Source organism: Paraburkholderia yinzeri (genome assembly GCF_046581065.1).
In the GTDB taxonomy this organism is placed as follows: Bacteria; Pseudomonadota; Gammaproteobacteria; order Burkholderiales; family Burkholderiaceae; genus Paraburkholderia.
On record NZ_JBFOCJ010000003.1, the window covers coordinates 155576 to 181050 of the forward strand.

Here is a 25475-nt window from a genome sequence, read left to right on the forward strand (position 1 = left end):
GAGACCGGCACACGATCCCAATCCCTCAAACAAGCCCGGTCGTATAGTACACGGCGATCACGAAGAAAACGGCAAGCGTCTTGATGATCGTGACTGCGAAGATGTCACGATACGACTCGCGATGCGTGAGCCCCGTCACGGCGAGCAGCGTGATGACGGCGCCGTTGTGCGGGAGCGTATCCATACCGCCGCTCGCCATGGCCACCACGCGGTGCAGCACTTCCAGCGGAATGTGCATGGTCTGCGCGGTCTTGATGAAGGTGTCCGACATGGCGGCGAGCGCGATGCTCATGCCGCCCGACGCCGAGCCGGTGATGCCCGCGAGCGCCGATACCGAAACGGCCGCGTTGACGAGCGGGTTCGGGATGGCCTTGAGTGCGTTGGCGACGACGAGAAAGCCCGGCAGCGCCGCGATCACGCCGCCGAAGCCATACTCGGAAGCCGTGTTGAGCGTGGCAAGCAGCGCGCCTGCCACGGCGGTCTTGGTGCCGGCCGCAAAGCGCTCCTTCACGCGGCCGAACGCCGTCACGATGACGAGCAGCACGCCGAGCAAAAGCGCGCCTTCCACGGCCCAGATTGCCACCACGCTCTTCACGGGCACGCTCACGGGCGTGTGGACGCCAGGCAGCACGTCGGGCGAAACGGTGTAGCTGGCGCCGTACCACTGCGGAATGAGTTTGGTGAGCGCGAAGTTCGCCACGCCCACGAGCACGAGCGGCGCGATGGCGAGCACGGGATTCGGCAGGTCGGTCGTCTGCACGTGCTCCGGCTCGTTCACGAGCGAGGTGCCATAGCCTTCGCCCTTCGCCATGGCCGCACGGCGGCGCCACTCGAGATACGCGAGGCCCACCACGATGATGAAGAGCGAACCGATGGTGCCGAGCACGGGCGCGGCCCATGCGGTGGTCTTGAAGAACGTGGTGGGGATGATGTTCTGGATCTGCGGCGTGCCGGGTAGGGAATCCATCGTGAACGTAAAGGCGCCGAGTGCGATCGCGCCGGGCATCAGCCGCTTCGGAATGTTGCTCTGGCGATAGAGTTCGGCCGCGAACGGATAGACGGCGAAGACCACGACGAAGAGCGAGACGCCGCCGTAGGTCAGCAGCGCGCACACGGCGACGATCACGGCATTGGCGCGCGAACGGCCGATGTACCGGATGGCTGCCGCAACGATCGCTTCGGAAAAGCCCGAGAGTTCGATGACCTTGCCGAAGACGGCGCCGAGCAGGAACACCGGAAAGTAGAGTTTCACGAAGCCGACCATCTTGTCCATGAAGATGCCCGAGAAAACGGGCGCGACGGCGGCGGGATCGGTCAGCAGAACGGCGCCCATCGCGGCGATGGGGGCGAAGAGAATGACGCTGTAGCCGCGGTAGGCCACCAGCATCAGGAACGCCAGAGCGGCGATCACAATTACAAAGGACATCTTGTCTCCAGGGGTTTGTTTGTGCGCGCGGGGTCTGCGCGTCATGCGATCGCGCGGCGGTTGTGCGCGACGTCGGCTTTAAGCACGGAGTATGCCAGTTGGTGGCCGGCCTTGCTGCAAGCGGCTCACCGGTGTGCCGGCGGGTTCCGGGGGCATGCCGCGGAGCCTTGCTGGCTTCGCACGGCGCCTGTGCGTCCCAAATTTGAGACGTGAGGGCAGATCGTAGCCGACTACCGTCTCTGGCAGCGCGCGCATGCCTGCCTGCGCCGTGATCTCGCTTCTGGGATAATGCGTCCCGAAAATGAGAATCAAGGCCTGTACCGGGCCCGCACCCTACGGAACACTGGATGGAACTCGCCCCCCCCGCACTGCTTGCCGACTACGACCACGTGAGGCGGCTGGCGATGCAGTCGCTCTTCAAGACTCTCGAAAATTTCAGCGAAGGGACCGTGATCGTCGACCGCAATGCGCGGGTCGTCTGGATCAACCGCGATTACGCCGCGCGTTTCGGTTTCGACGATCCGCAGGCCGTCATCGGCCTCGACTGCGAGGCGGTCATTCCGAACAGCATGATGCGCGAGGTCGTGCAGACCGGTGAGCCGATCCTGCTCGACATTCTCGAAACCGACCGCGACTCGATCGTCGTCACGCGCCTGCCGATCAAGGACGACGACGGCGAGACGATCGGCGCGGTGGGCTTCGTCCTGTTCAACGAGATCAAGGGCCTGTCGCCGCTCGTGAGCCAGTACGCGCGCCTGCGCGCCGAGCTGATCAGCACGCGGCACTCGCTCGCGCAGGTGCGCCGCCCCAAGTACAGCTTCTCGAGCCTCATCGGCACGAGCGCGGTCAGTCTGGAGGTCAAGCGGCAGGCGCGCCGCGCGGCGCGCCTGGCCTCGCCGGTCCTGCTGCTGGGCGAGACGGGCACCGGCAAGGAGCTGCTTGCCCATGCAATACACGGCGCTTCGGGGCGTGCCGACGGGCCGCTCGTGACGGTCAACGTCGCGGCCATTCCCGAAACCTTGCTGGAACTGGAATTTTTCGGCGCCGAAGCGGGCGCGTACACGGGCGCGGACCGCAAGGGGCGTATCGGCAAATTCGAGCTGGCGAGCGGCGGTACGCTCTTTCTCGACGAAATCGGCGACATGCCGTTCGCCCTGCAGGGCAAGCTGCTGCGCGTGCTGCAGGAGCAGGAGTTCGAGCCGCTCGGCTCGAATCGCATCGTTCGCGCCGACGTGCGCATCATTGCCGCTACCTCGGCCGACCTGCCCGCGCTCGTGGCGCAGGGCAGGTTCCGGGCTGACCTCTATTACCGCCTCAACGTGCTGACGATCCGCGTGCCGCCGCTGCGCGAGCGCCTGACCGATATCGAGGCCATCGCTTCCGCGATCCTCGACAAGCTCACCGTCGAGACCGGCGCGGGGCATCTCGAACTGGACCGCGATGCGCTGGCGCTGCTGTGCTCGTATGCGTGGCCCGGCAACGTGCGCGAACTGCGCAATACCCTGGAGCGTGCGGTGTTGTTTTCGGAGAACGAATGTATTGATGGCCGTTCGCTTGCGAGCTTCATCGGCGACGGTGGCGGCGAGGGTGTCGCGCGGGGCGGCGGTGGGCCTGCACTCGTGAACGGCGGGAGCGAAGGCATCGAAACGTCGAGCTATGGCGACGCCATGCGCGAGTTCGAGCGGCGCTTCCTGATCGATGCCTTGCGCGCGGCTGGCGGCCACGTTGCGCAGGCCGCCACGCGAATCGGCATGGCGCGCGCAACGCTCTACCGGCGTATCGTCGCGCTCGGCATCGAAATCTGATCGGGTTCCTCCGGGCCAAATACGGCTTTCAGGCAGTGCGCGCCGCCGCCTGAAAACGAGCAACGTGTGCGCCGGCAGGTTAGCGGCACGCCGAAACCCTTGTCCTGATTGAGGTTGGACGGTTCGTCTCCCAGTTCGCAATGCGAGTTGAGGAATGCGAGCTTTTGCTTATATTCTGATGTCGTCGGTTGGCGAGGGCATGGGGCCTTTGCCGCATTACGTGAGAACGACGATGACTGATGACATCAAGAGCATGAAACTCAATCACTTGAGCTTTCCTTCTGCCGATACGGCTGCCACGGCTGCATTCTTCGAGCGCTACCTGGGCTTCTCGATCTCTGGAACGTGGGAGCGTTCGTATATCCTCAAGCGTCCGGGCTTCGACGTGGTGATCGACCACGCCGAAGGCGATGCGCCCGCATGGCCTCGCGCCTTCCATGCCGGGTTCGAGCTACCGAGTTTCGAAGCTGTTCAAGAGTTGTACGAACGATTCAGGGAAGAGGGCGTGGAGATGGAGACGGAGGTCTTCAACAACGGACGCGGCTCGCGCTTCTTCTGCCGGGCGCCGGGCGGCGTGATGTTCGAGATCAACACGAGGCGGGACGCCGCACCGGAATATCGCGGCACGTTCGAGGCGTGATTGCCGGCGCTGAAATTTTTACAAGCGCATAGCGACCGGATTGGGGCGCCCTGCCGGGCCGGAATCCGGCGGCGCGGCCCCGTCGCGCACTGGTATGCGATTTGCTTCAAAATGATGTTTCAGTGCAAGATTGAACGATGCGCGGCGCCGACCCTGCAGCATTCCGACCTTCCACGCCCCGAACCGATAGACTGACCGGCATGGCGCGCATGCGTCTTTGGCGACCCGGCCCGCGAGATCCGGCCAGGACGGCGCGGCCCCCCCTGCGGCCCCAGCGGCGCGGCCCACCTGCGAGATTTCAATGAAAAGGCTATTCCTCGTTTTCGTGCTGCTGGTCTCGCTGGCGCCTGCCGCGCCGGCGCTGGCCGAGAGCGCCGTCGACCAGTCCGATCCGCAGGCGCTCATCAAGACCGCGACCCAGCAAGTGCTGGACGAGGTGCGGACCCAGGCGATCGCACCGGACGACATTGCCCGCATCCGCAGCATCGTGGACCGCGATATCCTGCCCTACGTGGACTTCCGCCGCACGACGCGGCTCTCGATGGGGCGCTACTGGCGCACGGCCACCCCGGAGCAGCAGGAGCAGCTCGTCACGCAGTTCCAGTTGCTGCTGATCCATCTGTATTCGGGCGCGCTCGCACAGCTCACGCCCGACCAGCAGATCGAATATCTGCCCATGCGCACCGCGCCCGGCGATACCGACGCCGTCGTGCGCACACTGGCGCAAACGAGCGGCAAGCCCGTCGAGATCGACTACCGGCTGTACAAGACCCCGCAGGGCTGGCGGCTCTACGACCTGAACGTGCTGGGTGCGTGGCTCATCCAGACCTACCGGGCGCAGTTCAGCGAGAAGATCCAGGAAGGCGGCATCGACGGCCTGATCCAGTTCCTCGCTTCGCGCAACCAGGAACTCTCGCCGGGCAAGTCATGAGCCTCCATGATCCCGCAAACGGTCCGCCGGGCCGCCCCATGAAACCGCCTCGCTACGACATGAATTTTCCCTTGCCGCCGCATGGCCGGCGCAACCGTGTTTTTCCGCCGAGTTCGCCCACGCTGCACGGTCTCGCGTCCGTGATCACTGGCGTGGTCGTGGTGTGTGGGCTGTATTTCGGGCGGGAGGTGCTGATACCCATCACGCTTTCGGTCCTGCTGAGCTTCCTGCTCGCGCCGCTCGTGACGGCGCTGCGCCGCCTGCACCTCGGGCAGTTCCTGTCGATCTTCCTCGCGGTTCTCGCCACGGTGCTCGCCCTGGCGGGCACCGGCGCGCTGATCGCCGCGCAGATCGTTCAGCTTGCCGCCGATCTCCCGCAATACCAGGAGGCGATCGAACAGAAAGTGGAGACGGTCCACGAAAAGACCGTGGGCCGTGCCGACAGTCTCATGGCGCGTACCGCGACCGCGCTGCAGCGCATCACGCCGACGCCCCCGCCCGCGCTGCCGCCGCCGCGCGGCCGGGCCGCACGCAACGCGCCCGCGGTGCCGATGCCCGTGGAGGTTCATACGCCCGCGCCCACGCCCATGGAACTCGCGCAGCGGGCCTTGTCGCCGATCGTCGGGCCGCTCGAAACCGGCTTCATCGTGCTGGTGGTGACGATCTTCATCCTGTTGCAGCGCGAGGACCTGCGCGACCGGCTGATCAGCGTGTTCGGCTCGGAGGACCTGCATCGCACCACGACGGCCATCAACGACGCCTCCCAGCGTTTGTCGCGCTACTTCGTCGCGCAACTGGGCGTGAACGTTTCGGTGGGCGCGGTCATTGCCGTCGGGCTCGCGGGTATCGGCGTGCCGGGTGCCTTGCTGTTCGCGGCCATGGCGGCACTGTTGCGCTTCGTGCCCTACATCGGCATCTGGATCGCGGCGGTGCTTGCCACCGTCCTAGCTGCCGCAATCCAGCCGCAATGGACCATGGCCGTGTCGACGCTGATCCTCTTCATCGTCGTCGATGTCGTGGCCGGGCAGTTCGCGGAGCCTATGCTCTACGGGCGCCGCTCGGGGCTCTCGCCGCTGGCGGTGGTGGTGGCGGCGATCTTCTGGACCTGGCTCTGGGGACCCGTCGGGCTCGTGCTTTCCACGCCGCTCACGCTGTGCATCGTCACGCTCGGCCGCTATGTGGACCGCCTCAACTTCCTGACCATCCTGCTGGGCGACCAGCCCGCGCTCACGCCGGCGCAGACCTGCTACCAGCGTCTGCTCGCCGACGACCCGCATGAGGCGCTGCTGCAGGCAGATCGCCTGCTCACGGAGATGCCGCTGATCGACTACTACGAGCAGGTCGTGTTCGAGGGGCTGCGCTTCGCGCGCAACGACGCCTTGCGAGGCGTGCTGCCCGCCGAACAGTTGGCGCGCATCAACCAGGCACTGCTCGACATCGTCGAAGACCTCGAATCCGTGGACGACTCGCGCCATTTCCCGCCGGAAGGACCGGGTGCCGAAAGCGCCGCATCGACGCGCGGCGAGGGCCATCCCGTGCTGTGCGTGCCGGGCCGCGGGGCGTTCGACGACGTCGTCGCGGCCGTCGTGTCGCAGTTGCTTGCGCGGCGCGGCGTGCCGTGCGTGACGACGAGCTACGAGCAGGTGCGCAGCACGCGCGCGGGCATGGTGGATCCGGACGCTACGCCCGTGATCTGCGTGGTGTCGCTCGACACGCCGGAGGCGCCGCCCTATCTGCGCAACCTCGTGCGACGGCTGTGCGAGCGCACCGCGCGTGCGCAAATTCTCGTGGGCGTGGGCACGCTGCGGCGCGAGGAGGGGCCCGTGATCGTCGACGATCCGGGGGCGCGCCTTGCGGCGACGTTGCGCGATCTCGTGGAGGAATGCGCGGCGGGGCAGGCGGGCGAGGAGCGGCCCACGAGGACGGGCTGAAAAAGGCGTCACTACGGTATCACTGCGGCATCGCTGCGAAATCAAGTCAGCCAAACTTGCAAGTTTGCCTTGTAAGTTTGGCTGGCTTCCGGCATGCTTCCGGTATCCCTTTCCATACCGTTCCGGAAATTATGCGTACCAAGGCATTCGAAGAGGCCGTTCTCGAACTGATCCAGGCGATCGGTCTGCTCGTGCGGCGTACCCGCAGCGAAGCGCATGCGGACGAACTCTCCATGACGGAGTCCGTCGTCATGTCGCGTCTTGCCGGCGAGGGCCCGGCCACCACGGCGGCGCTGGCGCGCGCCGAAGGCATGAGGCCGCAGTCGATGGGAACGACCGTCGCGGCCCTGGAGGAAATGGGTCTCGTGAGGCGCACCCCGCACGAGACCGATGGCCGCCAGATGCTGATCGAACTGACACCGAAAGGCGTACAGTTGCGCAAGAAGACGCGCGAGGCGAAGCAGGTATGGCTTTCGGAGGCGATCGCGGAACTCGATGCCGGCGAACGCGAGACGCTCTTCAAGGCCGCCGCGATCATGCGCCGGATAGCCGGGTCGTGAGCGGGGCAGGCAAGCGGGCCAGGGCGGCCGACGCTGCCGCGGTCGACTGGACGGTCTGGAAGGTGGCGATGGTCGCCACGATCGGGCCGTTCATGGCGCAACTCGATTCGACGGTTGTCAACGTCTCGCTCTCGACGATTGCCCACGTTTTCGATTCGCCCGTCGCGACCGTGCAGTGGATCGTGAGCGGCTATCTGCTGGCCATGACGCTCATGCTGCCGCTCAACGGCTGGCTGGTCGACCGCATCGGCGCAAAGCGGCTCTACATGATCTGCTTTTCGATGTTCACCGTGGCGTCGGTGCTATGCGGTGCATCGCGAACCATCGCGGAGCTGACCGGGGCGCGAGTATTCCAGGGGCTGATCGGCGGCATTCTGGCGCCCATGACGCAGATGATGATCGCGCGGGCGGCGGGGAAGAACATGGCGCGCGTGATGGGTTACGCGAGCCTGCCCATACTGCTCGCTCCCATTGTGGGCCCGGTCCTGGCCGGTGCGATCCTTGCCCACGCAACGTGGTCGTGGCTCTTCTATCTGAACGTACCGGTCGGCCTGCTGGGTGTCGTGCTGGCGGCGTCGCTGCTGCCCGGCGATAGCGGCGCCTTGCAGAAGCGTCCGTTCGATTTCACCGGTTTCGCGCTGATCTCGCCGGGTCTCGTCGCACTCATTGACGGGCTGCAAAATGCTTCGCATCCCGAAGGACTGTGGCTCCTGTTCACCGGCGCGGCGTTGCTGGCGGGATTCCTGTGGCATTCGGTGCGCAAGGGCGGCACGGCGCTGATCGACGTGCGGGTCTTCGCGGACCGGATTTTCTCCATTGCCGCGTTCACGCAGTTTTTTGCCAACGCCATCCTGTATGGCCGTCAGCTTGCCGTGCCGCTCTACCTGATAGCGGGCTGCGGGCTGGCCGCCTCGCAGGCGGGCTGGCTCGTTGCGGTGACGGGCGTGGGCATGATGTGCTCGTTCCCTACGCTCGGATTCCTGAGCGACAAATTCGGCTGTCGTGCAGTCGCGGCGGGCGGAGCATGGCTGGCGTTGCTCGGCACGGTCGCGTTCGCGTGGATGGCCGGGCAGGGCTTCTCGGCGGTGTGGGCCGTGATTGGCCTGTTCGCGGCGGGTGTGGGGCAGGGCACGATCAGCATACCGGCCATATCGGCCGCGTATGCCTCGATTCCCAAAGCGCGGATTCCGGTGGCGAACACGGCATTGAACATCGCGCAACGACTGGGCGGACCCGTCGCGACCACCTTGTTGGCCGTGGTCGTCTCGCTGGCGACGCAGCACCCGGGCAGCGCGCGTTCGGAGTCCTATCTTCCGGTCTTCGTGGCGCTCGCCGGACTGCATCTGCTGGCATTCGGCGCGGCGCTGCTGCTGCCGGGGCGAATCCGGCGCATGGCGGAGGCCTGAGAGGCGGATCGAACGCCGTGGGTCGCGGCACGAATTTTTTGTGACATTCATGCGTCTGTCACATTTCTCCCCGAACATACACGGCCCTGTGCCCCTGGTTGCGGCATGACTGTTACTGGGAGACGACCCGATGTTGAGCCCGCACGAATTTGCCACGCTGATGCTGGTCCGTCATTCGCCGGACCAGATCGACATGAATCGCACCGAACTCGGCACCTTGCTCGAACGCCGCCTGGTTTCGTTCGAATCGCGTTCCGGCGGCGACCGCCGCCTGTCGCTGACGAGGGCCGGCCGCCGGCTGCTGGAGGCCGTGGGCAGGCTCGATGCGGCCTTGCCTCGCGCCAGCGAAGCCGTCACGTTCGACCGTTTTGCCGTGGGCCTCTGAGCGGCTTGAGCGGCTACGCAGTATCGGAATCGCCTTCGCCGCGGCTTGCGGCACCAAGCCTCGCAAAGTCGAGGATCGCGATCTCCCCGGACTTCAGGGCCACGATCCCCTGACTCTCCAGCTTCTTGAGCAACTGGTTGGTGGTTTGCCGCGACAGCGACACCATCGAGGCGAGACGCTCCTGCGAGAGCCGGATGCGCTCGCCGCGCTCGTGCAGGCCGCCGTAGCCGCCCGCGATCGAGAGCAGCCGGCTCGCGAGCCGCTGCGCGGCGGGCAGCAGCGTCATGTCTTCGGTGTTCGCGAACGAGAGGCGCAACCGCTGCGCCATCAGCAGCGCGAAGTCGCGCCAATACGCGGGTGTCGTTTCCAACAGGGTGAGCAGCGCTGCTTCGGGCACGTGCATGAGCAGGGTGCGGCTGGCGGCCGTTGCATCGTGCGGCCGCGGCAGGCCGTCGAACAGCGAAATCTCGCCGATCCAGGCCGTGGGGCCGAGCACGGCGAGGAGTGCTTCCTTGCCGTCGGCCCCGACCGTGCCGATGGTGAGCCCGCCGCCCAGCACCGCATAGAGCCCGTTCGACCGGTCGCCGTAGCGATAGAGCCGTTGCCCCTTGTCGAGCGTCATGAGCGAGCCGTGGGCGATCAGCCAGTCCTTGAGCCCGGCCGGCAGGCCGTGGAACCAGCCGGTCGTTTCCAGTTGCGGGCGGTAGCGTTGCGGCGCATTCATCGGCGAATCGCGTGATCGTGTGGGTTGTCGTCTATCCGGCAGATTGTAAGCGGCGTCGGTCCGCTCACGAATGGAGCCGCGCCGCGAGCCTGCGCATGCCTGAGAAGATCGCCTCGGCTATGTCTTCGGGAAAGTCGGCGGGAATCTGCGCCGAAACAGCTTCGATGACGCCGGGCGTGTCCGCCGCCACGCGCGCGATCATCTGCCCGATTTCCCCGGCGGCGAACCCCACTCGCTGGCCTTGGGCGATCCAGTGCCGCGGAGCGATCTCGTCGATGCGGTAGTGCCGGTTCCGGCCGCGCACCGCCATCGCGAGACTGACGCGTTGCGGGGCGATATGGTTGCGGCCGCGTCCCACGATGGGGTGGGCCGAAAGAACGTCGTAGAGCGGCGTCGAGACATACCGGCCGCCCGAGAGCAGGGCAATGCTGAAATTCTTGGCGTGGCCGTCGGTTGCCGCAAGCAGCCAGAAGACGATCTGCGAGAGGAAAAAGTCGTGGCGGTCGTCCGCTGCGCGCGCGGACCCGTCGAGCACGGCCATCACGCCTTCGATGCCGGGGCCGCCGTCGGCCTCGTACTTGCCGAGTCCAGGCGTGCCCGTTGTCTGGCACAGGTATTCCTGAGGAAGCCTGACGATCCATCTGCCGTCGCTCGCCAGGCGCCGGTCGAATCGCTCGACCACGAGCGCCTTGGCGTCGTCGAAGCGGGCGATGTCGCAGTGCGCGACGGGCAGGCCGAAGGCGGCGATGATCTTCGAGCACAGCCATTCGTTTTCCACCGACGTGCGCATGTCGGCGCGCATGTTGCCCACGAGACCGAGCGGCAGCTTCAGGATGTGGGTGGTGGGCGTGCTGCCTTCGGGCAGCAGCCATTGACCGCCGTGGTGGAGCAGCGCGGTCTTTTCCTGGGCGCCGGCAATGGAGAGGCGCAGGTTGTCCGCGGATTCGGGCTCGCCCGCGTGCGGGGCGGCCGTTGTTTCCCTGAGGAGTGCTGCAATGTCGGACTCGCCGAGCGGGCGCCCCTTGATGCGCGTGAGTCCCGTGGGCTCTTCTCCGGCGGGGAGTATCTGCAGTGCGCCCACGCAGTCGCGCCCCAGTGCCGCGAGCAGTTCGAACGGGGAGGTCCCGCCGGTCCGGTAGCGGACGGCGATCCGCCTGCGGATCCGGTCGCTGTCCGGAAGCAGGTTGTCGAAGTAGTCGGAGACGATCCGGCCCCGGTAGGGCTGGTTGCCGGGCGTGAAGGGCAGCGAAAGGGAGAGCGGGCGGCCCTGCTCGTCGCCGATCCAGCTCTCCAGGTACACGAGACGCTCGGCGCCGCGGACGTTTTCCCAATACCCGACAGGCAGTCCGTTCATCCAGAGGTCGAGGCGGTTCGCTGGGCGGCGCGTGCTCACCAGTCCTCCCGTGTCTTGCCGGCCGGGCGCTGCGCGCGTGGCGTGCCGCTGCCGGCCGCCGACGGGCTGCGGCGCTTGCGCGAGGGGGACGACGCCGTTTTCGCGGGCGCGGGCTGGCTGGCGGCGTCGGCCTCTTTCCGGCCGGCGCGAGCCTGCATGCGGGCGGGCGGCGTGGCGGGACCGGTCGATGGCGCGGATCGTTCGGAGGGTTCGGGCGCGCCGAGCCTGATCGCGGCATCGAACTGCCTCAGCACGCGAAAGAGCCGCTCGACGCTTGCCGTCTCCGGATTGGCTTCGAAGGCGGCGTAGCTCTGCTGCGAGATGCCGAGACGCCGGGCGATGGCCTCCTGGGTGAGGCCAGCCTCCTTGCGGAAGCCCACGAGAATGGGGCGCAACTGGCTGAGGGTCTTGATCGGATAGTCCACGGGGATCTCCAGGGCGCGGGGATCGCTATCCGGATGATACAGCCTGCAGGCTGTAAATTCAAAATACAACGTATAAGCTGTAAATGGAAAATACAGGGTTTAGACTGTAAAACCGGATTCCGGATTTTCAGCCGGTGTTGCCGGGCAGGGCGCCCGCGTCTGTTCGCGGCGCCCTGCCCGTGATGCTATTGCACCTGTTGCGCCTCGTGCCCGGCGCTGCCGGGACCGTCGGCCGCCACTGCCGCGCCCCGGCGCTCATCCCACTGCCAGCCGCCGCCCAGATTCCTGATCAGCGCCACGCTGCTTTGCACCAGTTGCGCCTGGGTGTCCTTCACGTTCTGTTCAGCCTGCAGCAGCGTGAGCTGCTGCGTCAGCAGGCCTGCCTCGCTGGCCGTGCCGGCGCTCATCTGCGCCTCCACGCTCGCGAACAACGCTTGGTTGCGCTGGTAGATGTTCGCGTAGGCCGTTTCCTGCTGCGCGAGATGGTTCCACGAGGACAGGCTGTCCTCGACGTTCTGGAACGCGCCCAGCACGGCCTGCCGATAGTTGGCCACGGCCTCGTCGTAGCTTGCCTGCGCCTCGTGCACGGCAGCCGTGCGCGCGCCGCCATCGAAGATCGTCGCGGCAAGGTCCGGGCCGAGCGTCCACACGCGGCTTGGCAGCGAGAACAGATGCGCGAACGTGTTGTGCTCGAAGCCGCCCTGCGCGCTCAGGTCCAGCGCCGGGAAAAACGCCGCTTCGGCCACGCCGATCTTCGCGTTGGCCGCTTCCGCCGAGCGCTCGGCGCTCACCACGTCGGGCCGCCGCTCAAGCAACTGCGACGGCAGCGAGAGCGGCACGGCCGGCGTGCCGAACGCGTAATCCTGCTGCGGCGCGAGCGTGAAGCTCGCGGGCGGCACGCCGACCAGCATGGCAATGGCGTGCTCGTCCTGCTCGCGCGAGGTCTCGGTGGTCTGCAGCTCGGCCAACACGAGTTCGAGCGCGTCCTGCGCGGCGAGCACGTCGTCGTTCGAAGCCGTGCCCTGGGAATAGGCCGACCGCGTGATGTCGAGCAGGCGCGCCTCGATGTCCCGCTGCGTCTTGAGTGAAGCGATGTCGATATCGGCCTGGCGCAGCGCGAAGTAGTCGTCCACGACGCTCGCGGCGATCGAAAGGCGCTCGCCTGCGAGCTGGGCGTCCGAGGCCTGTGCGCTGGCCTTGCTCGATTCGATCTCGCGGCGTATCTGCCCCCACAGGTCGGGTTCCCAGCTCGCGGCGACGTTTGCGCTCACGGCGTTGTGCACGCCCACGATCGTGCTGCCCGTTGTCGGGCTCACGCCGCCCGTGGCGGCGCCCGGGCCTGTGCCGCTGCGCGTGGCCGAGAGCCCCGCCGTGACGACCGGAAAGAGGCTCGCCACGCTGGCGTCGACGGTGGCCTGCGCGAGCCGGTAGGCTGCCTCGGCCGCGACGATGGACTGGTTGGCCTTGAGCGACTGCTCGACGAGCTGGGTCAGCTTCGGGTCGTCGTAGACGGTCCACCAACTGCTGGAGAGCGATCCCTGCGGATTCGCGTCGGCGCGCTGCCAGTCCACGCCTTCCTTGAAGGTGGCCGGAATCTCGGTCGTGGGCTTGTGGTAGTCCGGGCCGACGGCACAGCCCGCGAGCCACAGGAGCGCGAGCGCGGCCGCGCAGCGGCGCAGGGCGGGGCGCGCGGCGCGCGGGCGCGACAGCGTAGTGAAGAGAGACTGCGCGAAGAATGACGGCGTAGTCATGGTCATGCTTCCTTCTTGCGGCGACGCAAGCGTTGATAGGCCCGGTCGAGCCACAGATAGATGACGGGCGTCGTATAGAGCGTGAGCATCTGGCTGAAGATGAGGCCGCCGATGATCGAGATGCCGAGCGGCTTGCGGAATTCCGACCCGTAGCCCGAGCCGAACACGAGCGGCAGCGCGCCGAGTATCGCGGCGCTCGTCGTCATCATGATCGGCCGGAAGCGGATCAGGCATGCGCGCGTGATGGCCTCTTCGGCGGGCAGCTTGTGCTGGCGCTCTTCGGTAATGGCGAAGTCGATCATCATGATCGCGTTCTTCTTCACGATGCCGATCAGCAGGATCACGCCGACGAGCGCGATGATCGAAAGCTCCGTATGCGTGGCGATCAGCGCGATCAGCGCGCCCACGCCGGCCGAGGGCAGCGTCGAGAGGATCGTGAGCGGGTGCATCAGGTTCTCGTAGAGCATGCCGAGCACGATGTACACGGAGAGCAGCGCGGCCACGATCAGGAGCGGCTCGCTCGACACCGACTGCTGGAACACCTGCGCGGTGCCCGCGAAATTGCCGGTGATGCTGGCGGGCATGCGCAACTGGGAGACGGCGTCGTCGACCTCGCGCGTGGCCGCGCCGATCGAGGCGCCGGGCGCGAGGTTGAACGACGCCGTGACGGCCGGGAAGACGCCCTGGTGATTGATCGAGATCGCCGTGCGGTCGATCGAGAAATGCGCCATCGCGGCGAGCGGCACGAGCGGCTCGCCGCTCGAAAGCACGGCCGTGGCGGGCGTGACGGTCGTGCTGGCGGGGCCGGCCGCGGCGGCGGCCGAAGCCGCCGCGGCGAGCGCGGCGGTCTCGCTGGCCGAGGTCATGACGCTCGCGCCCGCCGGGCTGCCGCTGCCGCCCGAGCCGGCGCCGCCCGCGCTCGGTGCGCCGGCCGGCACGTAGATGCCCTTGAGCGCGGCGGGGTCGGTCCAATACTCGGGCGCGAGTTCCATCACCACGTGATATTGGTTGGCCGACTTGTAGATCGTCGAGACCTGGCGCTGGCCGAACGCGTCGTAGAGCGCGTTGTCGATCGAGTCGAAGTTCACGCCGAGGCGTCCCGCCGCATCGCGGTTCACATTCACGGTCGCCTGCATGCTGTTGTCCTGCTGGTCCGTGTTGACGTCCTGGAGAATCGGGATCTTGTGCATCAGCGCGACCACCTTCGGCACCCACTTGTCGAGGTCGTCCTGGTCGTCGGCGGTCAGCGTGTACTGGTATTGCGCCGCGCTTTGCCGGCCGCCCACCGTGATGTCCTGGGCCGACTGCAGATAGAGCCGCGCGCCCGGAATGTCGCCCAGCGTGCGGCGGATCTGCGCGATGACCTCGTCGGCCGTCGCGTGGCGCACGCCGAGCGGCTTGAGCGTCACGAACAGGATCGCCGTGTTGATCGCGTTGGTGCCGCCGATGAAGCCGCCCACGGCCTGCACGTTCGGATTGGCGAGCACCTGCTTCGAGATGGCCGTGAACTTCTGCTGCATGAGCCGGTACGAGATGCTCTGCGAGGCCTGGATCGAGCCGATCAGGCGTCCCGTGTCCTCCTGCGGAAAGAAGCCCTTGGGCACGACCACATAGAGCATCACGTTGAGCGCGAGCACGAGGATCGTGACGATGCCCATCAGGAGCGGATGGCGGATCACCCAGCCGAGCGTGCGCGCGTAGAAGCGGTGAAAGCGCGAGTCGGGGTACTCCTCTTCGCGGTGCCCTTCGTGCGCGCCGTGCAGGGCCACGCTGGAGAGCATGGGCGTGACCGTGAGCGAGATGAGCATCGACATGATGATCGCGGCGGAGAGCGACACCGAGAACTCGCGGAACAGCCGCCCGACAATGCCGCCCATCAGCAGGAGCGGAATGAACACGGCGACGAGCGACACGCTGATCGTGAGCACCGTGAAGCCCACTTCGCGCGCGCCGTTCAGCGCGGCCTGCACGGGCCGTTCGCCGCGCTCCAGGTGGCGCATGATGTTCTCGACCACGACGATCGCGTCGTCCACCACGAAGCCCGTCGAGATGGTGAGCGCCATCAGCGAGAGGTTGTTCAGGCTGAAGCCGAGGAAGTACATGATGCCGAACGTGCCGAGCAGCGAGAGCGGCACGACGATGGCTGGCACGAGCGTCGTGCGCCAACTGCGGAAAAAGGCGAAAGTCACCAGCGTGACGAGCAGGATCGAAACGGCCAGCGTGATCTCCACGTCGAGCAGCGAGGCGCGGATCGTGACCGTGCGGTCCATCAGGATGTTGAGCCGGATGGTGGGCAGGATCGACGCTTCGAGGAACGGCAGCGCGGCCTTCACGTTGTCCACGGTGTCGATGACGTTCGCGCCCGGCTCCTTGTAGACGATCAGCAGCACGGCGGGCTTGCCGTCCGAAAGTCCGTAGTTCTCCAGATTTTCCACGTCCTGGCGCACGTAGCCCAGGTCCGAGATGTGCACGACGTCGTTGCCGACCTGCTTGACGATGATCGGCGCGTAGTCGGCCGGGTTGTACAGCATGTCGTTGGCGCCGATCGTGTAGGCCACCCCGCTCAATGCCGCCGAGCCCTTCGGCAGGTCGGTGTTGGAGTTCGCGATTGCCGTGCGGATCTGCTCGAGGCTCACGCCGTAGTGGCTCACGCGGTCGGGGTTCAGCTCGATGCGCACGGCGGGCAGCGCGCCGCCGCCCACGGTCACGTCGCCCACGCCCGGCGTTTGCAGCAGCTTTTGCTGCAGCACCGTGGAGGCGGCGTCGTAGAGCTGCCCGCGCGTGGCCGAATCGGAGGTGAGGCTGATGATGAGAATGGGCGCGTCGGCAGGGTTGACCTTGCGATAGGTCGGGTTGCCGTCGAGGTTCGCGGGCAGGTTCGTGCGCGCGGCGTTGATGGCGGCCTGCACGTCGCGCGCGGCGCCGTCGATGTTGCGGTTCAGGTCGAACTGCATCGTGATGCGCGTCGCGCCGAGCGAGCTCACCGAGGTCATCTGCGTGATGCCGGCGATCTGGCCGAACTGGCGTTCGAGCGGCGTGGCCACCGAGGTCGCCACCGTCTCCGGATCGGCGCCCGGCAGGTGCGCCGTTACGTTGATGGTCGGAAAGTCGATCTCGGGCAGCGGCGCCACGGGCAGCAGCTTGAACGCGAGCATGCCGAAGAGCGCGATGCCCACGGCGATCAGCGTGGTCGCGACGGGCCGGCGAATGAACGGTTCTGAGAGGTTCATTGCCGGTTACTCCGCCGCCGCACCGGTTGCGCCGGCTGCGCCGGGCGCGTTCTTGCTGAAGAAGTCCTCGACGCGATGCAGCGCGAGATACATCACGGGCGTCGAAAAGAGCGTGAGCAGCTGGCTCACGATCAGGCCGCCGATGATCGCGATGCCGAGCGGATGCCGCAGCTCCGAGCCCATGCCGGTGCCGAACGCGAGCGGCACGGCGCCGAACAGCGACGCCATGGTGGTCATCAGGATCGGCCGGAAGCGCAGCTCGGCGGCGCGGCGGATCGCCTCGACGGGCGCGAGCTTTTCGTTGCGCTCCAGTTCGAGCGCGAAGTCGATCATCATGATCGCGTTCTTCATCACGATGCCGATCAGCAGCACGATGCCGATCAGGCCGATGATGTCGAACTGCGTGCCGGTGACGACGAGCGCGGCGAGCGCGCCGAGCGCGGCCGAGGGCAGTGTGGAGAGGATCGTCACCGGATGGATGAAGCTCTCGTACAGAATGCCGAGCATCAGATACACGACGATGATGGCCGCTGCCACGAGGAAGGCTTCGTTCGCGAGCGAGGCCTGGAAGGTGGCCGCCGAGCCTTCGAGCGACGCCTGCACCGTGGCCGGCAGGCCGATGCGCTTCTCGATGCCGGAAAGGTGCGAGAGCGCCGTGCCGAGCGTGTAGCCCGGCGCCAGGTTGAACGACACGTCCGCGTAGGGGAACTGGCCCTGGCGGTTGATCGTGACGGGCGAGGGGATGAGCTTCATGGTCGCCATCGTGGCGAGCGGCGCGACGCCGCCCGAGGCCGTATCGACGTAGAGGCCGTCGAGCAGGTGGGTCATGTCGCTCGATTCGCGGTTGGCCGCGAGCACGACGTGGTACTGGTTCAGCTGCGTATAGATCGTCGAGACCTGGCGCTGGCCGTAGGCGTCGTACAGCACGTCGTCGATCGCCTGGGGCGTGATGCCGAGGCGCGAAGCGGTGTCGCGGTCGAAGGTCAGCTGGATCTGGTTGCCCTGCTGCATGGCCTGGCTTTGCACGTCGGCGAACGCGGGGTCCGCGCGCAGCGCCGCGATCAGCTTGCCGGTCCATTCGTTGAGCACGTCCGTGTCGGTCGCCTGGAGGCCGACGCGGTAGCTCGTGGTCGAGAGCGTGTCGTCGAGCGTGAGATCCTGCACGGGGTGCAGGAAGAGGCGCATGCCGGCGTCGCCCGCGGTCGAATCCGAGAGGCGGCGGATCACGGCGGCGCTGCTGTCGCGATCGCCCTTGTCCTTCAGGTTGATGAGGATGGTTCCCTGGTTCAGCGTCGGGCTCGTCTGGTTGATGCCGATGAACGAGGAGAGACTTTCCACCGCCGGATCCTTGAGGATCTGGCCAACGAGCTGTTCCTGCTTCTTCACCATGTACTGGAACGAAATGCCCGGCGAGGCCTGGGAGATCCCTTCGATAAGGCCCGTGTCCTGCTCGGGAAAGAAGCCCTTCGGCATGAAGAACAGGATCGCGAAGGTGAGCGCCGCCGTCACGGCCACCGAGATCAGCGTGAGCACGCGGTGCTCCAGCACCCAGCCGAGTCCCTTGACGTACTGCGCGTTGATCTTGTCGAAGAAGTCCGCATGGTGCTCCGCGCCGTGTGCGGCGTCGTGCGGCTTGAACATGCGCGAGCACATCATCGGCGTGAGCGTGAGCGAGACGAATGCCGAGATCACGATGGCGATGGCGAGCGTGAGCGCGAACTCGCGAAAGAGCCGCCCGACCACGTCGCCCATGAAGAGGAGCGGAATCATCACGGCAATCAGCGAGACCGAAAGCGAAATGATCGTGAATCCTATCTGTTTGGCTCCCTTCAGCGCTGCATTGAGCGGCGTTTCGCCCATTTCGAGGTAGCGCGTGATGTTCTCGATCATCACGATCGCGTCGTCCACCACGAAGCCCGTGGCCACGGTGAGCGACATCAGCGTGAGATTGTTGAGCGAGAAGTCGAGGCCGTAGGCCACCGCGAGCGTGCCGATCAGCGAGAGCGGGACCGTCACGGCCGGAATGAGGGTGGCCGCGAGCTTGCGCAGGAACAGGAAGATCACCATCACCACGAGCGCGACGGCCATGCCGAGCTCGTACTCGACGTCGCGCACCGAGGCGCGGATAGTCTGCGTGCGGTCGGTCAGCACGTCGACCTTCAGCGTGCCCGGCAAGCTTGCGCGCAACTGCGGCAGCAGCTTTTGCACGCGGTCCACCACGTCGATCACGTTCGCGCCCGGCTGGCGCTGGATGTTGAGCACGATCGAGGGCGTGTCGTTGGTCCACGCGGCCTGGCGCACGTCCTCGGCGCCGTCGACGGAGTGCGCGATCTGCGAGAGGCGGACGGGCGCGCCGTTCTTGTAGGCGATCACGAGGTCCGTATAGGCCGAAGCGGTCTGAAGCTGGTCGTTGGCGCCGATCGCATACGACTGGTAGCGGCCGTCCAGGTTGCCCTTCGCCTGGTTCACGTTGGCGTCGGCGAGCGCGGTGCGCACGTCGTCGAGCGACATGCCGAGCGAGTTGAGCATGCCCGTGTTCGTTTCCACGCGCACGGCCGGACGCTGCCCGCCGCTGATCGTGACGAGCCCCACGCCCGAGATCTGCGAGATCTTCTGCGCGAGGCGCGTGTCGGCGAGGTCTTCGATCTTCGTGAGCGGCAGCGTTTGGGACGTGAGCGACAGTGTGAGCACCGGCGCGTCGGCCGGATTGACCTTGCTGTAGACGGGCGGGTAGGGCAGGTTGGCCGGCAGGTAGCTCGCCGACGCATTGATGGCGGCTTGCACCTCCTGCTCCGCGACGTCGAGCGAGAGCGTGAGGTCGAACTCTAGCGTGATGACCGAGACGCCGTTCGAACTGGTCGAGTTCATCGACTTCAGGCCCGCCATTTCGCCGAGCTGCACTTCGAGCGGCGCGGTGATCGACGAGCTGACCACGTCGGGCGCGGCGCCGGGGTACTGCGTGTAGACCTGGATCGTCGGGTAATCGACCTCGGGCAGCGCCGAAACGGGCAGCAGGTGATAGCCGAGCAGGCCGGCGAGCAGAATCGCCACCATCAACAGCGCGGTGGCGATCGGCCGCTCGATGAACGGGCGCGAGATATTCATGGGCGCGGCCTGTTCAGTGCGAAGCGGACGAAACAGCGGGTGACGAGACAGCCGGCGACGAAACAACCCGCATGAGCGAGCCGTTGTCGAGCTTGTCGGCGCCGTCGGTCACCACGCGCTCGCCCGGCTTCACGCTGCCGTCGGGAATGGCCGTGTCGTCGCCGCTCACCGGGCCCGCCTTTACGTTGCGCAGCACGGCCTTGTTGCCCGCGCCCACCACGAAGACGAAGTCGCCGTTGGTGCCGTGCTGGATCGCCGCGGTCGGGATCACCGGCACCTGGTCGAGCGTGTCGGCCTGCATGCTCGCATTCACGAACTGGTTCGGAAAGAGTGCGTCGCCCGCGTGATCGAACTGGGCGCGGACCTTGACCGTGCCGGTGGTCGTGTCGACCTGGTTGTCGAGCGCGAGCAGCGTGCCGGTGGCGAGGAGCTTGCGTTTGTCGCGGTCCCAGGCGAGCACCTTCACGGGGCCGCGCGCCATGGCTTCGTGAATCTGGCCGAGGTAGTCCTCCGGCACCGCGTAGATCACGGTGATCGGTTCGAGCTGGGCGATGACGGCCATGCCGGTCGTGCTCGTCGTCGTCACGTAGTTGCCTGGATCGACGAGGCGCAGGCCGATCACGCCGTCCACCGGCGACGTGATCGTGCAGTAGCTCACCTGCACCTGGAGATTCTTGACGTTGCCCGTGTCGGCTGTGACCGCGCCCTCGTCCTGCTTGACGGTGGCCACCTGCGTGTCGAGCTGCTGCTGCGTGATCGAGCCGGTCTTGATGAGCACCTGGTAGCGCTGCAGGTTCAGGCGGTCGTTGGCGAGCGTGGCCTGATCGTGCACGAGCGTGCCCTGGGCCTGCTGCAGCTCGGCCTCGAGCTGGCGCGAGTCGATGTGCGCGATCACCTGGTCTTTCTTGACGCGCTGGCCTTCCTTGAAGCCGACCGAATCGAGAATGCCGTTGACCTGGGTGATCAGCGTCACGGTGCGGATGGGCGTGACGGTGCCGAGCGCGTCGATGTACACGGGCACGTCGGCCAGCTTGACGGCGACGGCCGAAACCGGAATGCCGCGCGGCGCCGCCGCGTTGCTCGCGGCAGGGCGCCGGCCGAGGAAGAACCACGCCGCGACGGCGACGAGCAGCACTGCGATAGCGAGTGCTACCCAGTTGATGTGTTTTCTATTCATAACGCCTCGATCGGGGCCCGTAAGCGCGCCGCCATCGCCATGCGGGTTCGATCGGGACGATCCTGGCCACGCGGGGAGGGATAAAACGCGTGCCATCCTCTGCAAAGGACATGCCAGGCAGAGCGCAACGATGCGGCTTGGGTTTTCCGGGCGATGACCGGGATCGGACGGCCGGCCGCTGTCGTAAAACCCAACAGGCCGTGTCGTGATTTGCGACACGCGCAGGCTGGCCGGCGCCTGGCGGCTGGCGCGGGAACCCGCGGCTCGCCTGGCACGGCTTTCGCGTTGGATAATGCCCCTGTCCCTCACCACCACTGAAAACCGTAACTGGACCGACATGCTCCGATCCCTACGCGGCCGGCTGATCCTGCTGCTCGTTCTCCTCGTTGGCGCGGCGCTGGCGACCGGTGTCCTGATGGTCGGACTGTTTCACCAATCGGCGGATGCGCTGCTGAATCAGGCCGCGACCGAGAACACGCGCGCCTGCGACTCGATCGCGGCGGCCTACCGCACCTATAGCGAGGCACATCCGGAGCTGAAGGCCGGCCTCGACGACGCCACCGTGCACCGCCGCTTGAGCGATCTGCTCGACGGCTCGCTGCGCACGCGGCCCGGCATTCAGGGCGGCATCTGGAGCGGCGAAGCGGGCTCGTTTGCCTACGCGTATCCCACCTACCCCGGCGCGGTGGAGCGCACCGACCCGCCCGGAGGCGAGCTGCCGCGCATTCGCGCGATCAACGAGGCCGCGCTCGCGAGCGACCACACGACGAGCAAGCGCTACCGGGGGCAGTCGCAGACGCTCCTGCTGGCGGCGTGCCCGCTGCCCGGGCCGATTCCGCACCTCACCGCCTGGACGATGAGCTGGGCGCTGACCTTCGCGGGCAGCAGCTACCACCAGCTCATGGCGGGTCTCGGCGTGCTGCTCGTCATGGTGCTGGCGGCCGCGGCGCTGCTCACGCATCTCACGATGACCTGGTCGCGCCACGTCTCGCAAATCGAGAGCGCGCTCAACGCCTACGACGTGGCCGAGCTGCCGGTGCTGCCCGCCACGCGCGAGCGCGAGCTCGACCGCATCGTGCTCGCGCTGAACGAGGCGGGGCGGCGGCTTTCGGCTGCGCGCCAGCGCGCCGACACGCTGGCGCGCCAGATGGCCACGGCCGAGCGGATGGCCGCGATTGGCCGCGTGGCCGCAGGCGTCGCGCACGAAATCCGCAATCCGATCGCGGCGATGCGCCTGAAGGCGGAGAGCGCCGTGGCGGCGGGCCCCGAGCGGCAGCCGCAGGCGCTTCAGGTGATACTCGGACAGATCGAGCGGCTCGACGCGCTCGTGCGGCGCCTCCTCAGCATCACGGAGCACGACGAGCCGCGGCGCGAGCAGGTGGCGATCGGGCCGTTCCTCGACGCGTGCCTCGCACGGCATGCGGATCGGGCCGCGGCGAAGCAGGTTACGATGACGCGCACGGGCGATCTTCACGAGGCCCGCTTCGATCCCGATCAACTGGAGCGCGCGCTCGACAACCTGATCCTCAACGCGATCGAGGCGGCGCCCTCCGGCAGCCGTATCGTGGTGGCCGCGCGGCGCGAGCACGACGCCACCATCCTGGCGGTTCACGACGAAGGCGCGGGCCCGCCTGCCGCGATTCTCGAGCACCTGTTCGAGCCGTTCGTCACGGGCCGCCCGGACGGCACGGGCCTCGGCCTTTCGATTGTGCGCGAAGTGGCGGAAGCGCACGGCGGCGTGGCCCGCTTCGTGCGGCGCGCGAACGGAACGACATTCGAAATGGTATTGCCATGGCCCACATCCTGATCGTCGACGACGACGAGACCATGCGCGACGCGCTCGCCGAAGTCGTGCGCGACCTCGGCCACAGCGTTTGCCTCGCCGCGAACGGCGCGCTGGCGCTCGAACTCGTCGAGCGCGAACCCGTGAGCGCGATGTTCCTCGATCTGCGCATGCCGGGCATCGACGGGTTGGAGGTGCTGCGCCGCCTGCGCGAGCGTCCGGCCGCTCCGGCGGTTGCCGTGCTCACCGCGCACGCCACGGCGTCCAACACGATCGAGGCCATGCGCCTTGGCGCCTTCGACCACCTCACCAAGCCTATCGGCCGCAACGATATCGCCCAGGTGCTGGAGCGCATGCTCGCGAGCATCGTGGAGCCGCAGCCGCTCGTGGCGAGCGCGGAGCCCGAAACGCTGATCGGCTCGAGCGAGGCGATGCGCGCGGTGCAGAAGACCATCGGCGTACTCGCCGACAGCGACGCCACCGTGCTGCTCACCGGCGAAACGGGTACGGGCAAGGAAGTCGTCGCGCGCGCGATCCACGAACACGGCCTGCACAATCGCGGGCCGTTCGTCGCGGTGAACTGTGCGGCGATTCCCGCCGATCTTCTGGAAAGCGAACTATTTGGCCATACGCGCGGCGCGTTCACGGGCGCGAGCGCCGAGCGCGAAGGCGCGTTCCGCCAGGCCGCGCACGGCACGCTCTTTCTCGACGAGATCGGCGACATGGGCATGGCGATGCAGGCCAAGATCCTGCGCGCGCTGCAGGAACGCGTGGTGACGCCGGTGGGCGGACGGCCCGTACCCGTGCAGGTGCGCGTGATCGCGGCGACGCACCGCGACCTGATGCGAGGCGTGCGCGAAGGCAGCTTTCGCGAAGACCTCTACTACCGGCTGCACGTGGTGCCGATTCATCTGCCGCCGCTTTCGGCGCGCATTGCCGACATCGTGCCGCTCGCCGAGCATTTCCTCGCCCGCGCGCTCACGCGCAAGCGCCTGTCCGCCGACGCCGCGGCACATCTGATCCGCTATGGCTGGCCCGGCAACGTGCGCGAGTTGAAGAACGCGATGGAGCGCGTGGCCGTGATGGTGCGCGGCGAGTATATCCACACGACCGATCTCGCGTTCCTGCAGGGCGAGCGCGCGGGCGCGGATCACGTGCTCGACTGGCCCGACGAAGACCTGCCTTCCGCGCTCGCGCGCCTCGAAGAGATGCTCATACGCCGCGCGCTCAGGCACAGCGGCAATAACCGCACGGACGCGGCGCGGCGGCTGAACATCAATCGTCAACTGCTCTATGCGAAGCTCAAGCGCTATGGTATCGAGGAGGCGGACGACAGGGGACCCGAGGGCGAGGACTGATCCGCTCGTACCTCGCGCGCTCAGCTTCGTCCCGAATGCCTGATGCGCTTGATGACGAGCACGCAGAACGCGGGCGCATGGACGACGCCGGCGCCGCACGCGATCACCACCCACGGTGGCGCCAGCGGCCCGGCCAGCATGGCGCAGATCACGCCGAACAGAAGGCCGACCGCCAGCAGCACAGCGTGCGCGACGAAGCGCTTGCGACCCGCCACCGTAAAGCGGGGAATGTTGGCGTGGACATAGCCGATGATCAGCAGGGCGAGGGTGGTAATGGCAGGAAACATGGCGGTATCTGTACTTTCCAGGTTCGGGAGTATGTCACGCGCGGCGCCGCAAGGCGCGCGCCCGCGCCGGGTATGGCTTCGAGGCTCGCTGCGGGCTGACCGTTGGTCCGCAGCAACGTAGTCATTCCGTCAGGTGTTCGCGAGACAATAGATCGACGAACCCGACCATCCGACTCGTTGATGCAGAAACACGACTCCCAGGCAGCCAACACGCTGGCCAATGCCGCCGCGACGCTCATGAACCGGCTCTATGACAGCGGCGCGCGGCTCATGCGGCGCATCTACGACCGGCGTCTGCACGATGCGGCCGTGCTCGACGCCCCCCGTCATTTCCCCGACGCCGAACACTTCGTGGCGAACTGGCAGGCGATACGCGCCGAGGCGCTGGAAGTCGCGGCCAGCCTCGGCCGCATCCCACGCTTTCACGAAATCATGCGGGAGCAGGCCGACATCTCGGCCAACGACGGACGCGACTGGCGCATGTACATCATGCAGGCTTACGGCGTGCGCTTTGCCCGTAATCTCGCGCGTTGTCCCACGCTCGCGGCAGTCGTGGCCCGGTCGCCCGACGTGCTTTCGGCTTCGTTTTCCTTTCTCGCGCCGGGCAAGCACATTCCGCCGCATCGCGGGCCATTTCGCGGCATTCTGCGCGGTTATCTCGTCCTCTCGATGCCGCTCGACGCCGATGGGCGACCCGCGGCGACGCTGACCGTCGACGGCCATGACCATCGTCTGCACGACGGCGAATTCATGTTGTGGGACGACACGTTCGAGCACGAAGTGCGCAATGCCAGCAACGCTGTGCGCGTCGTGCTGTTGCTCGATATTCGCCGCCGCCGCATGCCGCGCGACATGCGGCTTTTGTCGGGGGCGGTGATCGCGCTCGTGCGGCTGGGGATTTATTTGCGCGGATCGAGAATTGCGGTTTAGGCCGACTCGCGAGATTTAACGCCTATTTAACCGATGTATCCGGCTTACAGCCGGTTTATTACTCGGCATTACTTCGGCGATTGCCGCACGCGGCCGCCGCGCCCTGCGAGTCCCGGTAAAACACGTCTTTCAGCGCGGGGGCGTGTGTTCGCAGCGCCCAAGCTTGCACCGACGTTTACTTACACTCCGCAAAAACTTTTCATCGTGCAAGCCGTTAGCCTTGGGTCA

At 66.9% G+C, this 25475-nt stretch carries 19 protein-coding genes; 10 read left to right on the top strand and 9 right to left on the bottom strand.

What is annotated here, in order from left to right; all coding sequences use genetic code 11:
• Positions 1-25 precede the first annotated feature (25 nt).
• Positions 26-1426 carry a GntP family permease gene (locus WJ542_RS27515; RefSeq protein ID WP_411192730.1) on the bottom strand — a complete coding sequence of 467 codons (1401 nt, stop codon included), beginning with the start codon at positions 1424-1426 and terminating at the stop codon, positions 26-28.
• A 347-nt stretch (positions 1427-1773) separates the two neighbouring features.
• Between WJ542_RS27515 and WJ542_RS27520 the strand changes: the two genes are divergently transcribed.
• The 7 genes from WJ542_RS27520 to WJ542_RS27550 all read left to right on the top strand — a co-directional run bounded on the left by WJ542_RS27520 (position 1774) and on the right by WJ542_RS27550 (position 9084).
• A complete protein-coding gene (locus WJ542_RS27520) occupies positions 1774-3231 on the top strand; it encodes a sigma-54 interaction domain-containing protein (protein ID WP_411192731.1) in 1458 nt (485 codons plus the stop codon).
• 253 nt (positions 3232-3484) lie between these two features.
• The gene (locus WJ542_RS27525) at positions 3485-3871 is read left to right on the top strand and encodes a VOC family protein (RefSeq protein WP_411192732.1); all 387 of its coding nucleotides are present in this window, start codon (positions 3485-3487) and stop codon (positions 3869-3871) included.
• Positions 3872-4172: 301 nt separating this feature from the next.
• Complete coding sequence (locus tag WJ542_RS27530) at positions 4173-4802, top strand: MlaC/ttg2D family ABC transporter substrate-binding protein (RefSeq protein ID WP_411192733.1); 630 nt, start codon at positions 4173-4175, stop codon at positions 4800-4802.
• A 59-nt stretch (positions 4803-4861) separates the two neighbouring features.
• Positions 4862-6733 carry an AI-2E family transporter gene (locus WJ542_RS27535; RefSeq protein WP_411193510.1) on the top strand — a complete coding sequence of 624 codons (1872 nt, stop codon included), beginning with the start codon at positions 4862-4864 and terminating at the stop codon, positions 6731-6733.
• A gap of 131 nt (positions 6734-6864) precedes the next feature.
• Positions 6865-7293: a MarR family winged helix-turn-helix transcriptional regulator gene (locus tag WJ542_RS27540; protein ID WP_411192734.1), complete on the top strand. Its 429-nt coding sequence runs from the start codon at positions 6865-6867 to the stop codon at positions 7291-7293.
• A complete protein-coding gene (locus WJ542_RS27545) occupies positions 7290-8699 on the top strand; it encodes a DHA2 family efflux MFS transporter permease subunit (protein ID WP_411192735.1) in 1410 nt (469 codons plus the stop codon). The genes WJ542_RS27540 and WJ542_RS27545 overlap by 4 nt, the downstream gene beginning before the upstream one ends.
• A 130-nt stretch (positions 8700-8829) precedes the next feature.
• Complete coding sequence (locus WJ542_RS27550) at positions 8830-9084, top strand: hypothetical protein (protein WP_411192736.1); 255 nt, start codon at positions 8830-8832, stop codon at positions 9082-9084.
• Positions 9085-9097: 13 nt separating this feature from the next.
• On the opposite strand, the gene WJ542_RS27555 is transcribed toward WJ542_RS27550, so the two are convergent.
• From WJ542_RS27555 to WJ542_RS27585, 7 genes are all read right to left on the bottom strand, one after another.
• The gene (locus WJ542_RS27555; RefSeq protein WP_411192737.1) at positions 9098-9808 is read right to left on the bottom strand and encodes a Crp/Fnr family transcriptional regulator; all 711 of its coding nucleotides are present in this window, start codon (positions 9806-9808) and stop codon (positions 9098-9100) included.
• A gap of 64 nt (positions 9809-9872) precedes the next feature.
• Complete coding sequence (locus WJ542_RS27560; RefSeq protein ID WP_411192738.1) at positions 9873-11201, bottom strand: type II toxin-antitoxin system HipA family toxin; 1329 nt, start codon at positions 11199-11201, stop codon at positions 9873-9875.
• Positions 11198-11626, bottom strand: a complete 429-nt coding sequence (locus WJ542_RS27565; protein ID WP_411192739.1) for a helix-turn-helix transcriptional regulator — start codon at positions 11624-11626, stop codon at positions 11198-11200. Before WJ542_RS27565 ends, WJ542_RS27560 begins: the two co-directional genes overlap by 4 nt.
• Before the next feature lie 185 nt (positions 11627-11811).
• Entirely contained in the window at positions 11812-13377 is a 1566-nt protein-coding gene (locus WJ542_RS27570) for an efflux transporter outer membrane subunit (RefSeq protein ID WP_411192740.1), read from the bottom strand.
• A 2-nt stretch (positions 13378-13379) separates the two neighbouring features.
• A complete protein-coding gene (locus tag WJ542_RS27575) occupies positions 13380-16607 on the bottom strand; it encodes an efflux RND transporter permease subunit (protein ID WP_411192741.1) in 3228 nt (1075 codons plus the stop codon).
• A 6-nt stretch (positions 16608-16613) separates the two neighbouring features.
• Positions 16614-19712: an efflux RND transporter permease subunit gene (locus tag WJ542_RS27580; RefSeq protein ID WP_411192742.1), complete on the bottom strand. Its 3099-nt coding sequence runs from the start codon at positions 19710-19712 to the stop codon at positions 16614-16616.
• A gap of 13 nt (positions 19713-19725) precedes the next feature.
• Positions 19726-20889 (bottom strand): efflux RND transporter periplasmic adaptor subunit, encoded by a 1164-nt coding sequence (locus tag WJ542_RS27585; RefSeq protein ID WP_411192743.1) that lies wholly within the window; start codon positions 20887-20889, stop codon positions 19726-19728.
• A 337-nt stretch (positions 20890-21226) separates the two neighbouring features.
• Here WJ542_RS27585 and WJ542_RS27590 point away from each other — a divergent pair, with 337 nt between their 5' ends.
• Together WJ542_RS27590 and WJ542_RS27595 are read left to right on the top strand one after the other, a co-directional pair.
• A complete protein-coding gene (locus tag WJ542_RS27590; RefSeq protein WP_411192744.1) occupies positions 21227-22696 on the top strand; it encodes an ATP-binding protein in 1470 nt (489 codons plus the stop codon).
• Positions 22681-24030 carry a sigma-54-dependent transcriptional regulator gene (locus WJ542_RS27595; RefSeq protein WP_411192745.1) on the top strand — a complete coding sequence of 450 codons (1350 nt, stop codon included), beginning with the start codon at positions 22681-22683 and terminating at the stop codon, positions 24028-24030. Before WJ542_RS27590 ends, WJ542_RS27595 begins: the two co-directional genes overlap by 16 nt.
• Before the next feature lie 20 nt (positions 24031-24050).
• Here the strand turns inward: WJ542_RS27595 and WJ542_RS27600 are convergent, their stop codons facing one another.
• Positions 24051-24317 (bottom strand): hypothetical protein, encoded by a 267-nt coding sequence (locus tag WJ542_RS27600; RefSeq protein WP_411192746.1) that lies wholly within the window; start codon positions 24315-24317, stop codon positions 24051-24053.
• A 237-nt stretch (positions 24318-24554) separates the two neighbouring features.
• Between WJ542_RS27600 and WJ542_RS27605 the strand changes: the two genes are divergently transcribed.
• Positions 24555-25247 carry an aspartyl/asparaginyl beta-hydroxylase domain-containing protein gene (locus tag WJ542_RS27605; protein ID WP_411193512.1) on the top strand — a complete coding sequence of 231 codons (693 nt, stop codon included), beginning with the start codon at positions 24555-24557 and terminating at the stop codon, positions 25245-25247.
• Positions 25248-25475: the final 228 nt, after the last annotated feature.

Excerpts from the sequence above, each read along its gene's own strand:
- WJ542_RS27575 (WP_411192741.1), bottom strand. The coding sequence starts at position 16,607 with ATGAACCTCTCAGAACCGTTCATTCGCCGGCCCGTCGCGACCACGCTG.
- WJ542_RS27585 (WP_411192743.1), bottom strand. The coding sequence starts at position 20,889 with ATGAATAGAAAACACATCAACTGGGTAGCACTCGCTATCGCAGTGCTG.
- WJ542_RS27530 (WP_411192733.1), top strand. The coding sequence starts at position 4,173 with ATGAAAAGGCTATTCCTCGTTTTCGTGCTGCTGGTCTCGCTGGCGCCT.
- WJ542_RS27570 (WP_411192740.1), bottom strand. The coding sequence starts at position 13,377 with ATGACTACGCCGTCATTCTTCGCGCAGTCTCTCTTCACTACGCTGTCG.
- WJ542_RS27550 (WP_411192736.1), top strand. The coding sequence starts at position 8,830 with ATGTTGAGCCCGCACGAATTTGCCACGCTGATGCTGGTCCGTCATTCG.
- WJ542_RS27590 (WP_411192744.1), top strand. The coding sequence starts at position 21,227 with ATGCTCCGATCCCTACGCGGCCGGCTGATCCTGCTGCTCGTTCTCCTC.
- WJ542_RS27555 (WP_411192737.1), bottom strand. The coding sequence starts at position 9,808 with ATGAATGCGCCGCAACGCTACCGCCCGCAACTGGAAACGACCGGCTGG.
- WJ542_RS27580 (WP_411192742.1), bottom strand. The coding sequence starts at position 19,712 with ATGAATATCTCGCGCCCGTTCATCGAGCGGCCGATCGCCACCGCGCTG.
- WJ542_RS27540 (WP_411192734.1), top strand. The coding sequence starts at position 6,865 with ATGCGTACCAAGGCATTCGAAGAGGCCGTTCTCGAACTGATCCAGGCG.
- WJ542_RS27525 (WP_411192732.1), top strand. The coding sequence starts at position 3,485 with ATGAAACTCAATCACTTGAGCTTTCCTTCTGCCGATACGGCTGCCACG.
- WJ542_RS27515 (WP_411192730.1), bottom strand. The coding sequence starts at position 1,426 with ATGTCCTTTGTAATTGTGATCGCCGCTCTGGCGTTCCTGATGCTGGTG.
- WJ542_RS27605 (WP_411193512.1), top strand. The coding sequence starts at position 24,555 with ATGAACCGGCTCTATGACAGCGGCGCGCGGCTCATGCGGCGCATCTAC.
- WJ542_RS27600 (WP_411192746.1), bottom strand. The coding sequence starts at position 24,317 with ATGTTTCCTGCCATTACCACCCTCGCCCTGCTGATCATCGGCTATGTC.
- WJ542_RS27535 (WP_411193510.1), top strand. The coding sequence starts at position 4,862 with ATGAATTTTCCCTTGCCGCCGCATGGCCGGCGCAACCGTGTTTTTCCG.
- WJ542_RS27595 (WP_411192745.1), top strand. The coding sequence starts at position 22,681 with ATGGCCCACATCCTGATCGTCGACGACGACGAGACCATGCGCGACGCG.
- WJ542_RS27520 (WP_411192731.1), top strand. The coding sequence starts at position 1,774 with ATGGAACTCGCCCCCCCCGCACTGCTTGCCGACTACGACCACGTGAGG.